Raw genomic sequence first — 14,342 nt, 5'->3', positions numbered from 1 at the left:
TTTTAATCCAGTTAAATATGAGAAATGAAAGAGCCATCGGCTCGATTAATATATTGTAGGGCTGGATTTTAATCCAGTTAAATATGAGAAATGAAGAGCCATCGGCACGATTAATATTGTAGGGCTGGATTTTAATCCAGTTAAATATGAGAAATGAAAGAGCCATCGGCTCGATTAATATATTGTAGGGCTGGATTTTAATCCAGTTAAATATGAGAAATGAAAGAGCCATCGGCACGATTAATATTGTAGGGCTGGATTTTAATCCAGTTAAATATGAGAAATGAAAGAGCCATCGGCACGATTAATATTGTAGGCTGGATTTTAATTCAGTTTATATGTATGAGAAATGAAGAGCCATCGGCTCGATTAATATTGTAGGGCTGGATTTTAATCCAGTTAAATATGAGAAATAAAAGAGCCATATACTCGGCACCTATTTACAACTTTATGATATTGATCGCCCCTACGGGACTTTATTATATAATGTATGAATTTACAACGTATTAAAATCCGTTGCTACAATATGGTTCATTCCTGCTGAGTTTAAATAATATGCTTTCTAATACCTTTTATAAAGACTATTTAATGAAAGAATCACGATCAAATTTGTTCACAGAACCAGATTTTTACCTTTTTTTAATTCATTATTTAAATCTTCTTTTTTCTTCCATATCATAATTATTCTATTCCCCAATAGTTCCCGTTTTTACCTCTCCGGCCCGTTTATAACTTACGGCAATTACACCACTTGGCGTAACCGTACTTTCAGTTAAGGTAAATCCTGCTGGGGCAGCAGTATCACCAAACAATTTTTTTCCTTTGCCCAAAATTACAGGATGAATTTTTAGCCCCAGTTCGTCGACCAAATCATGTTGGAATAGGAGCTGTACAAGAGTAGCGCTGCCCCAGACTTTAATGTCACCGCCTTCAGAATTTTTGAGTTTTTTAATATCTTCTATAGTAGAGAGAAATTCGGAATTTTCCCAATCAGAGTTTTTTCTGGTAGCCGACAAAACATATTTGGTAACCTCATTAATTCCCGGCCAGCCATCAGCATGTTTAGGCCAATAGGCTTCAAAAATATCAAATGTTTTTCTGCCCAGAAGAATATCGGCAGGTTTCATTTGTTCCTGCATCACCTTGCCATATTCTTCATCGCCAAAAGGAGCCACCCAGCCTCCATATTCAAAACCACCGGAAGTATCTTCATCAGGTGCACCAGGCGCCTGCATTACGCCATCGATTGTAATCATGGTCAGGACGATTATTTTTCTCATGATGTTGATTTTTGTGTTTAATCAAATATAAGAAATCACAAAAGATTTAAAAAAGTAATGATTTGATTTTTGTAGTGTTTATAAGAATCTAATATTTTGCTTTTTTATGTACTATAATATATAGGAGAGATTTTTTAGATTTTGGTTTTTATTACAATAAGTTTTACTGCTGTAATAACTCATTTTACTTTTTTTAAATTTTCAATTTTTTCCTCCAGATACATGATTTCTTTTTTCATGCTATCGATAGTTTCTTTTCTGGATTCAGCAAGATCTTTATAATTTATAATAATTTCTTCTATATTTTCTTTTATGAATAAATTTTCATGAACAGGCTTAATCATTTCGCCTTCGCTTTTTATCAACCAATCACAACTATAGTAGGGATAATTTTCAACTATCTTTGTGACCCATTTGCACTGAATGTCAGTATTATTGGCAATTGCGCGGGACAGAACCCCTTTGCTGGCACCAATAATCTGTTCTAACTTGCTGATGGTAACATGTTCGTTTACAGCAATTTGTTTGATGTTTTTTAAAATGTTATTCATTTTGTAGGAAATTATCTTCAAATAATTTTGTTTTGTTGAAAATTATCATCTACTTTTGTTTCGACTTTTAAAACAAACTAGACAATGGGCAAAAGTAAAACAAAAAATAGCAAAACGTATGATTCTAATGTTTTACAGGCACTATTTTTAAAATATGCTGTGTCGAAATATTACATACGTCAGTGCATCAATGGCTCTGTAAATACAACTAAGGCAGATGAAATAAAAAAAGATTACATCACGATGAAAAAAGCAGTTGAAAATACCATTTCGGGTTTTCTTGATACAAAATAAAACCGCGGCTGCTCAGTAAAAATTAGTTGCAACATTATAAGGGCTAATAAATAAGAATACGAAAACAAAGCCAGGTAATAATCACGAAGTATGAAGGTTATACACGACAGGGCAAGAGTTTTCTTATGACTATACGAAAATCTATTAGAAGTACACAAATTGGTGACACAAGTAAGCTTATACGAACAGAATATGAAAATATTTGCGAAAAAGTAAAAAAGCATTGGAAAGATCAATAATATAAGATCAGCCCAAAAAATACAATACCACTCCAGAATACGCGCCGTTCGCACAAAAACATTTTCCAAAAACATTTTTCATTTACTATTAAACTACAGAAAAAGTAAACTCCTGACTTTACCGATTCTGAGATCAAATCATTGCGGGCACTTTGTATCATAAAAAATACAAAGTATCTAAGATTGAATCATTGTGAAGACTTTGTATCGTAAGAACAAAGTATCTAAGATTGAATCATTGCGGGTATTTTGTATCATAAAAAATACAAAGTATCTAAGATTGATCATTGTGAAGACTTTGTATCATAAGAACAAAGTATCTAAGATTGAATCATTGCGGGCATTTTGTATCATAAAAAATACAAAGTATCTAAGCAGGCATATAGTAAAGTCTGTAAACATTGGTCGATATAGTAGTAAATAATGAGGGACAGTTTGCGAAACGACAATATACAATATCACAGTACGATATCAGCCAGTCTCCCCCCAGGGAATAACATAGTTTCAGTTAAAAAAAATGTAATGAAAAATGGCACTGTAAAAAGAGATTTATCTCTTTAAATTTTAATAAGTATTAATATAATTCCAGAACTAATGAAAAAAAATCTATTTAGTCTTTGGCTCATTGTGTTGGCGGTAATATTTACCACCAATATAAGGGCACAGGTTACCCTGGGTAACACAAACGGTATTCCCAAACCAGCCGAAAAATTCTCGGCAGTCGAAATTATCAGTAAAGGAACCGGCGGTTTGCGTTTGCCGCAATTGTCTACAAGTGACAGAGATAAGTGGACACTTTCGGGAGTGGCACTGGCAAATGGGCTTACCATTTACAATACTGATACAAAATGTGTAGAATACTGGAACAGCAAACGCTGGATTAGTATGTGTGACGGTACAAGCCAGACCACTATAAGCCCTGATGCCTGTACCAATGTTGCGGCAGACGGAACAGGCTGCGACCAGACCTTTACCGTAACAGATCCTGATTGCCCCAATGGCCCTTTTACCATTGCAATTGTAGCAGGAAATGATTACGCATCGCTAATCGATGTAAGCGAAGCCAACGGAACCTTCAAAATTAAGTTCCGTGAAAATAATTCTGTAACGGCACGTTCTGTAATGGTACGCGTTACAAGCAGTTGTACCAACCAATACAAAGACTTTATATTCAGTCAGGATGGTGTAGACTGCAGTAAATATAATTATACTGTACCTACAGTTTCTCCTGCAGGAAGCTCCCTTACATTATGTACAGGAGGGGCAGTTTACCTGTCAGTACCGGTAACAACGGCCAATCTTGACAAACTAATCTGGACGCGTAACGGTGTTGAAGTAGCACGCGGTCAATCGTATTATATTGCGACTCAAATAGGTACCTACAACGTATCGATGGGTGCTATAGGCTGTAATACAAACGCGGCCAATGAGCGCAAAATAACAGAATCTGGTACAGCTCCTGGTATTATTAAAACCATCGTAGCCTCCAACAGCGGCATCCTTTGCGGTACCTCAGGTATAGTAAAACTGACAGCAATGGGAAGCCCTGCTAGTGTATCATGGTTTCATAATGGTGTGTTGAGCAGCAAAACCGGAACTACGATAAACTTAAGCGGTTCTGCAGATCAGGGAGAATGGTTTGCCGCAGCAGGCTCAGCAGGCTGTTATTCAAAAAATTCAAACATTATCAATGTGACTTATGAGGCAGGCTCAGGCACACCTATCACGGTTGATAACGCAGATGTACTGGTAAACGGTACGGCTATTAATGTCGTAGATACTTTTTGTCAGGGAGGCAGTTTAACTTTAGAAGTAAAAAATAAACAAGCAGGCGTTACCTATACCTGGTACAATGGTGATATACCAATAGCAAGCCCTTATACGATTCCTGCCAGCCAAACGTCAATTTTATTGCGCATGGTAGCCACAGACAATAGTGGCGCAGCATGTCCGGCAGAAGCCAGTACAACCGAAAAACCAATTACAGGAGGTACAGCCCCGGCAGCACCAACTATTAACGGAAGTGGGGTAATTTGTGGCAGCAATGGTGCAGACTTAAGTGCGCTACCTGCTGTAACAGGCGATTATACCTATACATGGTACGAAGGAAGCACCAAATTACCGGACACCACTCAGACTATTACGGTAAAGAAAACAGGAACCACTTACTCTGCAACGGTAACAAGTACCGGTGGGTGTGTGAGCCCAATGGGAAGCAAAACAACCAGTACCAGTGTGTCTGATGTTCCTACCCTTACATGGAAAACAGCACCAGACCCGGTTAATTTTGGTGACGTAAAAGTATATGTAACAAATATTGACTACGATCTTAATACCACGTATTCCTGGAGTGCAGATGGCGGGGCAGTAGTTACACCGGCAGGCACGAGCGCTTCTGTCAAGTTTCCTGCAACAGGAACTGCTGGAGCAAAGATTAACCTGAAAGTAAAAGCGACCAATGCCTGCGGAACATCTGCAGAATTGCCACTGGAAATTACAGTAAACAATGCATGTCCTACGCCAGTAGTTTCGGTAGAAGGCAGCGCTACAGCATCTACTGTTGTTGGATCTCCGGTTACCCTAAAAGTAAGCTTAGCTCCTGGTACTGGCAACACACCTTCATACCAATGGTATAAAGGAACGTCTCCTGGTGGTACAGCGGTAGGAACTAATTCTGCTACCTATGTTTATACACCAACAGCAATAGGTACTGACAATTTTTACTGTGTGGTAACAAATGGTTGTGCAGGAAACCTGACAGGAACATCTCCCGGCTTTACGGTAAATGTATCCGCAAATCCTGCGGACATGGCTCTTGGTGCTGGTACTTTCTCAGGACCAACATGTTTTGATATTAACAAATCGAATTGGGGTGATAATTGTGGGAATCAGACTGATCGTGCCCTGAAGGCTACTAATTTTGCGACTGATAACGTACAACAATATGTTTTTACGGCAAGCGCAACCGGTACTAAAACTAACCTTAAATTTGTAGTTGTAGACAACGATGGTGTTGTTCAGAGTAGTGATGCAAATACAGTGAAAGTAGATGGACCAGTTACTAATGGCCAGACCGTAACACTTACTGTTACTTACAAAAATACATTAAGCAATCCGGGTAGTATAGTTTGGGGAAAAACGACAGCCACTGCCATAAAAGTACAAATCTATGCTATATATAATAACGGCATTAAGGATGTAGCGGTACCGTTAAATGTAAGACTTCAGGATTGTGCATGTTGCGGGGCAAAAATATCTCCAACAGTTTGGAAAAACTTTATGTGCCATAATTTAGGGGCTGATCAAACACTTGACCCTTCAAAAGCTGCACAAGGACTGATTGGAGATTATTACCAATATGGACAAAAAACTCCAATATCAGCAGGCTGGATTGCTATTGCTGCTGCTTATGGTGCCCCTGCTGATCTATGGGCTACCAATGCAAATCTATTAAAAGGAGTTAATGACCCATGTCCTGCAGGCTTTAGGGTGCCAACAAAGGCAGAATGGGCAGGAGTTGTTGCTAATAACACTTTTAAGAAAGTCGATATCTGGACTGGTAGTGGTTCAACATTGAAAAACATTTTACAAGTGGGTACACAATTGTATTTACCGCTTTCCGGGGGATTTTTGGGAGGCAGTCCTACATATGTAAATACTAATGCATATTATTTCGCATCTGATTCAGCTCCCTATAACCCTAGTAATAGCGCCACATTTATGATGAGTTATTTTACTATGTATTATAATAGTTCAGTACCTAGTGCTACTACTAGTCCAATGAGTAAGACAAATGAGGGATATTCTGTTCGTTGTATTGAGCAATAAGTTTTTAAACAAAACATTTTAATATAAGGCATTAAATGCCAATAAGCCTGCAGGCGGTTTGTTACTGCCTGCAGGAACTAAAAAAAGGCCGGATTTACGTATTAGTAAATGCCGGCTTTTTTCCTGTATTTACAATCCTGAATACAAAGAATTATGATGCCAAAAAAACTTTTGCCCGTTTGGTATGGTGGCGGTATTAGAAACAACCGTAACACTTCTCTAAGTGTAGTACACATTAGATGCACGGGTTTAAATTTTCCTAAAATTATAGAACTATGAGTACAAACAACCTTACAAAAGAAGCCGAAACAAGGTTAATTAATTTTTTTAACCACACCGTAGCGCCAGAAGGAATCGCCAAGGCCATAAGGCAGGTAAATTATTTACTGGCCCTCGAAGTAATGCGAAAAAATGAAACCTTCCAAACTGAAATTAACACCTTAGAAAACAGCTTCTACTGGCTCAACGAACTAGCCGAAATCCTGAATCCGTATTTACGCAAGGAATAATTTTTTCTGATTTTTGAAATAAATAAAACCCCGATTTTTAGAAATTGGGGTTTTTTGTTTTTTTATCGTGAGTAACTAAGGCACACAAGAAACTCCGCAAAGTGATTCGTCAAACAAAACACAATATATGTCATCCTGATCCCGAGGCGTCGGGAGAAGGACCACACAAGAAACTCCGCAACGAAACTCGATAACGAAACTCCGCAACGCTTTGTAGAGCTACTTGTGTGCCAATCTTTGTCAAGCTACTTGTGTGATCCCTCGTTCCTCGGGATGACAAACTGGGCGCAACGAAAAGCTACAACGTATTGTCATCCTGACGAAGGAAGGACCACACAAGAAACTCCACTACGAAACTCGATAACGAAACTCGACATTGCTTTGTAGAGGTACTTGTGTGCCAATCTTTGGCGAGCTACTTGTGTGGTCCCTCGTTCCTCGGGATGACAAACTGGGCGCAACGAAAAGCTACAACGTATTGTCATCCTGACGAAGGAAGGACCACACAAGAAACTCCGCAACGAAACTCGACATTGCTTTGTAGAGCTACTTATGTGCCAATCTTTGTCAAGCTACTTGTGTGGTCCCTCGTTCCTCGGGATGACAAACTGGGCGGAGTTTCTTGGACGATCAATACAAAACTGAACCCTCTTATTCAAAAAAATGATTAAGAAATTCAAATTTTGGATTAGAACTTCTTATCAAATCAAGTTTTTTATCTCTTTTCCAGCCTTTTAATTCTTTTTCGCGGGCAATTGCGTCGTGAACCCAAGTGAACTTTTCGTAATGCACCAGAAATTCAATATTGTATTTAGAGGCAAAAGTCTTTGCGCCAGTTTTTATATTTTCTTTGTGCTGAGTTAATCTTATTGTTAAATTATTCGTTATTCCAATGTAAAAAGTAGAGCGGTGTTTATTCGTTAAAATGTAAATATAATAGGTATGAAACCCATTTTGTTGATTTAGCATGTTGTTTTTTTGTAAGAATATACTGTTATTTTAGAATAGCAATCATTTTGTCATCTTGAGGAACGAAGGACCACACAAGTAATTCCGCAAAGTGATTCGTCAAAGAAAACACAATGTATGTCATCCTGAGGAACGAAGGACCACACAAGAAACTCCGCAAAGTGATTCGTCAAAGAAAACACAATGTATGTCATCCTGAGGAACGAAGGACCACACAAGGAGCTCCGCAAAGTGATTTCCGCACCATTTTGTATAGCTACTTGTGTGCCAATCTTTGTCGAACTTCTTGTGTGGTCCCTCGTTCCTCGGGATGACAAAGCAGGAGTGAAATACTTTGTGGTTTCTTTGTCGAGCTATTTCGTTGTTCAAATTACCAAAACAATTACTAAATTTCCTTCAAATCAAAAAAAAATATTTCCATTCCCAACACCCCAACAAATAAATTCTGATTTCGTATATTTGCCCAACCAAACATTATACTTAATTATGAGCCAAAAAGTATTACTTAATTCAAAAGAAGTTACTATCATACTCCATCGTTTGGCTTGTCAGTTAATCGAAAAACATCTTGATTTCTCCGATACTATTTTAGTCGGCATTCAGCCAAGAGGTGTCTTTTTAGCTGAACGTTTAAAACAAATATTAGAAAACGAATATCAGGTTCCCGAAATTTCTTTGGGATATCTGGACATCACTTTTTTCAGGGATGATTTTCGCCGTACTGATAAACCGCTTGAAGCCAATAAAACCCAAATAAATTTTATAGTCGAGGACAAAAAAGTCATTTTTATCGATGACGTTTTGTTTACAGGGCGAAGCATTCGTTCTGCCTTAACCGCAATTCAGTCTTTTGGGCGACCATCAGAAATCGAATTGTTAGTGTTAATCGACAGACGTTTTAGCCGTAATTTACCGATTCAGCCCGATTACCGTGGCCGTCAGGTAGATGCCATTAATGGTGAAAAAGTGAAGGTGAGCTGGAAAGAAAATGAAGGTGAAGATGTTGTTCACCTGGTTACCAATTAAATCATTAAAAATTGATTATACAATCATGACAGACAACGAAGCTTTTATACATGAATCAATTTTTAATCAGGTAAGAATGGGATTTCTTTCTATCGATGAGATTAAGCAAAATATCATAGAAGAAATTGAAGACAACGAATTTGAGGATGAAATTTCAGAAGAGTGGGCTTTTGATAAAATAAGAGAGGAATACCAAAAATTACTTTCAGAAAGTAAACAATGGAAAAGTCCAACAGATACTGAAAGACTTATAAAAGCGTTTGATGAATTATGTGATGATAATATCATTGCGCTTCACAACGCGGGCTACACTACAAGTGATGGCGAATATGAAGTAGTTGAGGTTGAAAGAGAGCTTCAGGAAAACGAAGTGATATCTGACGGTTATTGCTTTTATCACGAACAGGATCTTGCCAGGGCAATTGCTATTGAAAATCCGGGTTTGTATATCGCTTTTCAGAAAGTAGATAACTCAGTTGATGAAACTACGATCGAGGTAGGGAAAAGGGTTGCCGAAGTTTTGATAAATAACGATTTTAGAATAAAATGGGATGGCTCTGCAAGAACAAAAATTGAAATTCCGGGCTTTAGATGGCAGAAAATTTTTGATGAAGATGCAAGAGATCTGCAGGATTACAGTGAAGTAATAGACCGAATGCTTCAATAGAACAGCTTCTTTTACAGAAGCATTAAAGAACTGAATATTTTAGAAATTCAGGAATTTGACAAATAATATTAAAGAAACGAAAATGAAAGAATTAAGCGTAAATCATTTATTAGGAATCAAATACATCAACGAGAATGATATTAACCTAATTTTTGAAACGGCAGATCATTTTAAAGAAGTCATTAACAGGCCTATTAAAAAAGTTCCTTCATTACGAGATATTACGATTGCCAATATTTTCTTTGAAAACAGTACCAGAACCAAACTTTCGTTTGAGTTAGCGCAGAAACGATTATCTGCAGATGTTATTAGTTTTTCTGCCGCTCAGTCTTCGGTTAAAAAAGGAGAAACTTTAATTGATACTGTCAATAATATCCTGTCTATGAAAGTAGATATGGTAGTAATGCGCCACTCCAATCCCGGAGCGGCTTATTTTTTATCCAAAAATGTCAAAGCCAGTATCGTAAATGCCGGAGACGGCGCGCACGAGCACCCAACTCAGGCTTTGCTGGACAGTTATTCTATCAGGGAAAAACTGGGAGATGTGGCCGGAAAAAAAGTAGTTATTGTAGGCGATATTCTGCACTCCAGAGTAGCGCTTTCTAATATATATGCTTTGCAGATGCAGGGCGCAGAAGTAAAAGTCTGCGGGCCAAAAACACTGATTCCGAGATATATTGAATCGCTTGGTGTTACGGTGGAGCCAAATTTGCGAAAAGCACTAGAATGGTGCGACGTTGCAAATATGCTTCGTGTGCAAAACGAGCGTATGGATGTGAACTTCTTCCCGTCAACACGTGAATATGCACAACAATACGGAGTAGATAAACCGCTTTTGGATTCGCTAAACAAAGAAATCGTCATCATGCACCCGGGGCCAATCAACAGGGGAGTAGAGATTACTTCTGAGGTGGCTGATTCAGATCATTCGGTAATCCTGAATCAGGTGGAAAATGGTGTAGCGATCAGAATGGCAGTTATTTATCTTTTAGCTTCGAAGATTCAATAGGATTTTTTTTGTTTCAGGTTTCAGGTTTCATGTTGTTGAGACTTAAATATCGTGATGTCACCCTGAGCGAAGTCGAAGGGCTTCAAAGTTAAGAGGGCTTCTCCCGAAGTCTCGGGACGCTCAGCCTGGCAAACGTGAAACCTGAAACGTGAAACCTGGAACCTGAAACCTGAAACCTGAAACAAAAACTAAAAAAACTTCGTACCTTAGTACTTAAATATAAGCCCCCAAATTTCATAAAATGAAAGTAGATCAAAAAGGACATACTGTTACGATTAAAGATACACAAGGAGATGTAAATGCTTTTCTGGAGAAAGTAACGCAGCAATTTAAAACCTTTGAAAAACAAAACATTATAATCGATTTGTCTTCAGATAAGGAAATAACAGAAAAAGATTTGAAACTTTTTCTGCCACTTTCCAAAGCGCATAAAAAGGCAAAAAAGTCGTTTGTAATTGTTGCTTCAAATCTTGATTTTAATGCTATTTCAGATAAATTAGCTGTTGTTCCTTCACTCTTAGAGGCACACGATATTATCGAAATGGAAGAAATTGAAAGAGACCTTGGGTTTTAGATTTTAGAGTTCAGATTTAAGATTTTAGATTAAAGCTGAATCTAAATATTTTAATCCAATCTAAAATCTAAAATCAACAATTAAAAATTAAAAATGAAGCTCACCATACTAGGCTGTTATGCAGCCACACCCAGAACGCTAACGAACCCGACTTCGCAGGTTTTAGAAATTAAAAACCGGTTATTCTTAATTGACTGCGGAGAAGGAACTCAGGTACAGCTTCGGAAAAATAAAATTAAATTTTCTAAAATTAATCACATCTTTATTTCCCATCTTCATGGGGATCACTTGTATGGATTAATCGGAACGATTTCGACTTTTTCGCTTCTGGGGAGAACTACAGATTTGTATGTTTATGGTCCAAAAGGAATTAAGGAACTTATTCTTTTACAATTAAAACTAACAGAATCGTGGACAACTTATGATTTGTTTTTCCACGAGTTAGAGTCGAAGGAAAGTGAAATTATTTTTGAAGATAAACATGTCATTGTAAAAACTATTCCGCTAAAACATCGTGTGTATACGAATGGATTTTTATTTCAGGAAAAACCTGCAGAACGAAAATTAAATGTAGGAGCGGTCCAGGACTATGATATTCACATTGCGTATTATCAAAAAATAAAAAACGGCGGCGATATAACATTAGATAATGGAACTGTAATCGAAAATGACAAATTATCTTTTGACCCTGCTCCAACAATGAGTTATGCGTTTTGTTCAGATACGGTTTATAACGAAGACATTATCCCGATTATAGAAAATGCCGATGTACTATACCATGAGTCTACTTTTTTGGAATCTGAAGCTGCTTTGGCACAAAAAACATTGCATTCAACAGCAAAAGAAGCAGCCAGAATTGCGGTAAAAGCAAATGTAAAACATTTAGTTTTAGGACATTATTCAACAAGATACGACGGTTTGGAACGTTTTAAGGAAGAAGCCGAAGAAATTTTCCAAAATGTACTTTTGGGAGATGACGGGGTTTCTTTTGAGTTTTGATTTTTCTAAGGTTCTAAGTTTCTGAGGTTCTGAGGTGCTAAGGTTTCAAGTTGTAGAGAATTAATATATTGATGTCACTCTGAGCGAAGTCGAAGGGCTTCAAAGTTAAAAGGGCTTAGACTTCGCGCAGTCTGACGACCTGAACCTGGAACTTTCACGCTTCAGGTTCACGTTATTGAGGCTTTAATGTTCTGATGTCACCCTGAGCGAAGTCGAAGGGCTTCAAAGTTAAAAGGGCTTCGACTTCGCTCAGCCTGACAACCTGAAACCTGAAACCTGAAACAAAAAAAACAAAAAAAAACAAAAAGCTATGAACGATTTAAGCAATTATAGAAAATCTTACGAAAAAAGTGAATTATTGGAAACCAATATTCCAGAAGATCCGATTAACCTTTTTAACAGATGGTTTCATGAAGTAGAGGATTTTGGCTCAAACGGTGAAGTAAATGCCATGACGGTTTCTACAATTGGTCTTGACGGTTTTCCGAAATCAAGAGTCGTTTTATTGAAGAAATTCTCTGAGGAAGGTTTTATTTTCTATACCAATTATAATTCTGAAAAAGGAAAAGCCATTGCTGAAAATCCTCATGTTTGCTTGTCTTTTTTCTGGCAGGAAATGGAACGCCAGGTTATTATAAAAGGAATTGCACAAAAAACAGCTGAAAACATATCAGACGGATATTTTGATTCCCGTCCCGACGGAAGCAAGCTGGGAGCCATTGTGTCGAATCAGAGTGAAGTGATCCCGTCGAGAACATTTTTGGAAGAAAATCTAAAAAAAATCGAGAAGGAGTTTGAAGGAAAATCAATTCCGAGACCAGAATATTGGGGTGGATATTTGGTAACTCCTTTAGAAGTAGAGTTTTGGCAGGGACGACCAAACCGTTTACACGACAGAATCAGGTACACAAGCCAGTCTGATTTTTCATGGAAAATAGAAAGATTGTCTTCTTAGGTGTAAGAAAATTATACAGCATATTAACTTAGTAGTGCATTTCGTCGATTAATTTTGGTAGTATAGCCCGAAATTAAATAATTTTGACCCATAGAATGATGACAATTTAATTTAAAATATATTTTAAAGAATTTGCCCCAACATTTACTTTAAAACGCTAAAATGCTATTGATTATGAAGAAGATTATGCGCACCATGATGTTCGTTGTGATGCTTATCACAATGAACTCATGTTCTGCCGAAACTCCCGACAGAACGAAAAAGCCTGTTACCAAAGAAAACTCCAATACAACAAATTACACTTACAACAATGCTGAGTTAGAATTAATGCAGCTAATAAACAAATACCGTGTGAGTATTGGTTTGAATGCATTAGAAAAAGCCAACTTTATTTCAAATCAGTGCGAAGATCACAATCAGTATATGATTGCCAATAATGTCATGAATCACAATGGTTTTGATTCGCGATCTCAGAATATCATGAAGGGACTTGGAGCTAAGAAAATAGCCGAAAACGTGGCTCATAATTACAAGACTCCGCAAGCTGCCCTTAAGGCATGGCTGGAAAGCCCAGGGCACAAAAAAAATATCGAAGGCAGTTTTACGCACTTTGGTATAGCTGTAAGCTCAGATGCATCTGGAAAAAAATATTATACAAATATATTTGCGAAAATATAAATAACATATTAAACGTGTCGTTTAGCTGATCGTTGCAGTTCCCGGAATTGCAACGATTTTTTTTTATAAAACTACCCGACTGAAATACAAGGCACTTTTCTCAGGATATTGGATTTTATTGCGGCCAAAATAAAAGATTTTGCAGTTGTTTTAGCATAATTAATAAGCCTATTAGTGTTAACAGAGTAAAAAAAAGGGTAGTGATTAAATTTTCTTTTGTAAATTAGAACTTCGATAAAAATAGAACCTCTTTTATGAAGTTTCTAAATCCTCTACTTATGAAAAATTTAATTTTAATACGACATGCAAAATCAAGCTGGGAGGCACCTTTAAAGGATTTTGACAGGCCTTTAATGAAAAAAGGAATTTTAGATGCTCATCAGGTATCAGCAAAAATTTCAAAATATCTTCCTAAAACCTATATTATCTGGAGCAGTACAGCTGCGCGTGCTTCAGAAACAGCGCTGATTTTTGCTCAGAATATATCTTATCCTATAGAGAGTATCGTTTACAGAGATGATCTCTATACTTTTGATGAGAGGCATCTCGAAAAAGTTATCAAATCATGTGATAATAGTTTCGAAAGCGTTATTCTTTTCGGACATAACGAGGCTATTACAAATTTTGTTAATAAATTTGGTGATGTTTTTATCGAAAACGTCCCCACTTCCGGATTTGTATCTCTTAAATTTGATGCAGAGAGCTGGGATGATATCAGTAAAGGCAAAACCCAAAAAACAATTTTCCCCAAAGACCTAAAATAA

At 37.3% G+C, this 14,342-nt stretch carries 15 protein-coding genes; 12 read left to right on the top strand and 3 right to left on the bottom strand.

Annotated features, from left to right (window positions below):
• Positions 1-686 precede the first annotated feature (686 nt).
• Both JOD96_RS20295 and JOD96_RS20290 read right to left on the bottom strand, forming a co-directional pair.
• On the bottom strand, positions 687-1,280 hold the full coding sequence (locus JOD96_RS20295; RefSeq protein ID WP_209566039.1) for a dihydrofolate reductase family protein: 594 nt from the start codon (positions 1,278-1,280) through the stop codon (positions 687-689).
• 179 nt (positions 1,281-1,459) lie between these two features.
• Positions 1,460-1,831 carry a hypothetical protein gene (locus JOD96_RS20290; RefSeq protein WP_209566038.1) on the bottom strand — a complete coding sequence of 124 codons (372 nt, stop codon included), beginning with the start codon at positions 1,829-1,831 and terminating at the stop codon, positions 1,460-1,462.
• Between the two features lie 84 nt (positions 1,832-1,915).
• Here JOD96_RS20290 and JOD96_RS20285 point away from each other — a divergent pair, with 84 nt between their 5' ends.
• The 4 genes from JOD96_RS20285 (at position 1,916) to JOD96_RS20270 (ending at position 6,701) form a co-directional block, all read left to right on the top strand.
• Entirely contained in the window at positions 1,916-2,125 is a 210-nt protein-coding gene (locus tag JOD96_RS20285) for a hypothetical protein (protein WP_209566045.1), read from the top strand.
• Positions 2,126-2,958: 833 nt separating this feature from the next.
• The gene (locus JOD96_RS20280; protein ID WP_209566036.1) at positions 2,959-6,192 is read left to right on the top strand and encodes a hypothetical protein; all 3,234 of its coding nucleotides are present in this window, start codon (positions 2,959-2,961) and stop codon (positions 6,190-6,192) included.
• A 35-nt stretch (positions 6,193-6,227) separates the two neighbouring features.
• The gene (locus JOD96_RS20275) at positions 6,228-6,392 is read left to right on the top strand and encodes a hypothetical protein (RefSeq protein ID WP_209566034.1); all 165 of its coding nucleotides are present in this window, start codon (positions 6,228-6,230) and stop codon (positions 6,390-6,392) included.
• A 75-nt stretch (positions 6,393-6,467) separates the two neighbouring features.
• Positions 6,468-6,701: a hypothetical protein gene (locus tag JOD96_RS20270; protein WP_209566033.1), complete on the top strand. Its 234-nt coding sequence runs from the start codon at positions 6,468-6,470 to the stop codon at positions 6,699-6,701.
• Positions 6,702-7,352: 651 nt separating this feature from the next.
• Here the strand turns inward: JOD96_RS20270 and JOD96_RS20265 are convergent.
• The gene (locus tag JOD96_RS20265) at positions 7,353-7,670 is read right to left on the bottom strand and encodes a GIY-YIG nuclease family protein (protein ID WP_209566032.1); all 318 of its coding nucleotides are present in this window, start codon (positions 7,668-7,670) and stop codon (positions 7,353-7,355) included.
• 486 nt (positions 7,671-8,156) lie between these two features.
• Between JOD96_RS20265 and pyrR the strand changes: the two genes are divergently transcribed.
• The 8 genes from pyrR (at position 8,157) to JOD96_RS20225 (ending at position 14,342) form a co-directional block, all read left to right on the top strand.
• A complete protein-coding gene (pyrR, locus tag JOD96_RS20260) occupies positions 8,157-8,696 on the top strand; it encodes a bifunctional pyr operon transcriptional regulator/uracil phosphoribosyltransferase PyrR (RefSeq protein ID WP_209566031.1) in 540 nt (179 codons plus the stop codon).
• Between the two features lie 25 nt (positions 8,697-8,721).
• Positions 8,722-9,363 (top strand): DUF6891 domain-containing protein, encoded by a 642-nt coding sequence (locus JOD96_RS20255; protein ID WP_209566029.1) that lies wholly within the window; start codon positions 8,722-8,724, stop codon positions 9,361-9,363.
• Between the two features lie 82 nt (positions 9,364-9,445).
• Positions 9,446-10,372 carry an aspartate carbamoyltransferase catalytic subunit gene (locus JOD96_RS20250; protein ID WP_065449375.1) on the top strand — a complete coding sequence of 309 codons (927 nt, stop codon included), beginning with the start codon at positions 9,446-9,448 and terminating at the stop codon, positions 10,370-10,372.
• Between the two features lie 241 nt (positions 10,373-10,613).
• Complete coding sequence (locus tag JOD96_RS20245) at positions 10,614-10,946, top strand: ribonuclease Z (RefSeq protein ID WP_209566028.1); 333 nt, start codon at positions 10,614-10,616, stop codon at positions 10,944-10,946.
• 93 nt (positions 10,947-11,039) lie between these two features.
• Positions 11,040-11,945, top strand: a complete 906-nt coding sequence (locus JOD96_RS20240; RefSeq protein ID WP_209566027.1) for a ribonuclease Z — start codon at positions 11,040-11,042, stop codon at positions 11,943-11,945.
• 310 nt (positions 11,946-12,255) lie between these two features.
• Positions 12,256-12,900, top strand: coding sequence for a pyridoxamine 5'-phosphate oxidase (gene pdxH / locus JOD96_RS20235; RefSeq protein ID WP_209566026.1), 645 nt, complete (start codon positions 12,256-12,258; stop codon positions 12,898-12,900).
• A 174-nt stretch (positions 12,901-13,074) separates the two neighbouring features.
• A complete protein-coding gene (locus tag JOD96_RS20230) occupies positions 13,075-13,578 on the top strand; it encodes a CAP domain-containing protein (RefSeq protein ID WP_209566025.1) in 504 nt (167 codons plus the stop codon).
• 278 nt (positions 13,579-13,856) lie between these two features.
• Complete coding sequence (locus JOD96_RS20225; protein WP_209566024.1) at positions 13,857-14,342, top strand: SixA phosphatase family protein; 486 nt, start codon at positions 13,857-13,859, stop codon at positions 14,340-14,342.

The organism is Flavobacterium sp. 1355, from assembly GCF_017833415.1.
Lineage (GTDB): Bacteria > Bacteroidota > Bacteroidia > Flavobacteriales > Flavobacteriaceae > Flavobacterium.
Note: the sequence above shows the minus strand (reverse complement) of the source record. Positions and strands in the feature narration are given on the sequence as shown.

Coding starts and splice junctions, on each gene's coding strand:
- JOD96_RS20250 (WP_065449375.1), top strand. CDS start 9,446: ATGAAAGAATTAAGCGTAAATCATTTATTAGGAATCAAATACATCAAC.
- JOD96_RS20270 (WP_209566033.1), top strand. CDS start 6,468: ATGAGTACAAACAACCTTACAAAAGAAGCCGAAACAAGGTTAATTAAT.
- JOD96_RS20280 (WP_209566036.1), top strand. CDS start 2,959: ATGAAAAAAAATCTATTTAGTCTTTGGCTCATTGTGTTGGCGGTAATA.
- JOD96_RS20255 (WP_209566029.1), top strand. CDS start 8,722: ATGACAGACAACGAAGCTTTTATACATGAATCAATTTTTAATCAGGTA.
- pdxH (WP_209566026.1), top strand. CDS start 12,256: ATGAACGATTTAAGCAATTATAGAAAATCTTACGAAAAAAGTGAATTA.
- JOD96_RS20275 (WP_209566034.1), top strand. CDS start 6,228: ATGCCAATAAGCCTGCAGGCGGTTTGTTACTGCCTGCAGGAACTAAAA.
- JOD96_RS20295 (WP_209566039.1), bottom strand. CDS start 1,280: ATGAGAAAAATAATCGTCCTGACCATGATTACAATCGATGGCGTAATG.
- JOD96_RS20265 (WP_209566032.1), bottom strand. CDS start 7,670: ATGCTAAATCAACAAAATGGGTTTCATACCTATTATATTTACATTTTA.
- pyrR (WP_209566031.1), top strand. CDS start 8,157: ATGAGCCAAAAAGTATTACTTAATTCAAAAGAAGTTACTATCATACTC.
- JOD96_RS20230 (WP_209566025.1), top strand. CDS start 13,075: ATGAAGAAGATTATGCGCACCATGATGTTCGTTGTGATGCTTATCACA.
- JOD96_RS20285 (WP_209566045.1), top strand. CDS start 1,916: ATGGGCAAAAGTAAAACAAAAAATAGCAAAACGTATGATTCTAATGTT.
- JOD96_RS20245 (WP_209566028.1), top strand. CDS start 10,614: ATGAAAGTAGATCAAAAAGGACATACTGTTACGATTAAAGATACACAA.
- JOD96_RS20225 (WP_209566024.1), top strand. CDS start 13,857: ATGAAAAATTTAATTTTAATACGACATGCAAAATCAAGCTGGGAGGCA.
- JOD96_RS20290 (WP_209566038.1), bottom strand. CDS start 1,831: ATGAATAACATTTTAAAAAACATCAAACAAATTGCTGTAAACGAACAT.
- JOD96_RS20240 (WP_209566027.1), top strand. CDS start 11,040: ATGAAGCTCACCATACTAGGCTGTTATGCAGCCACACCCAGAACGCTA.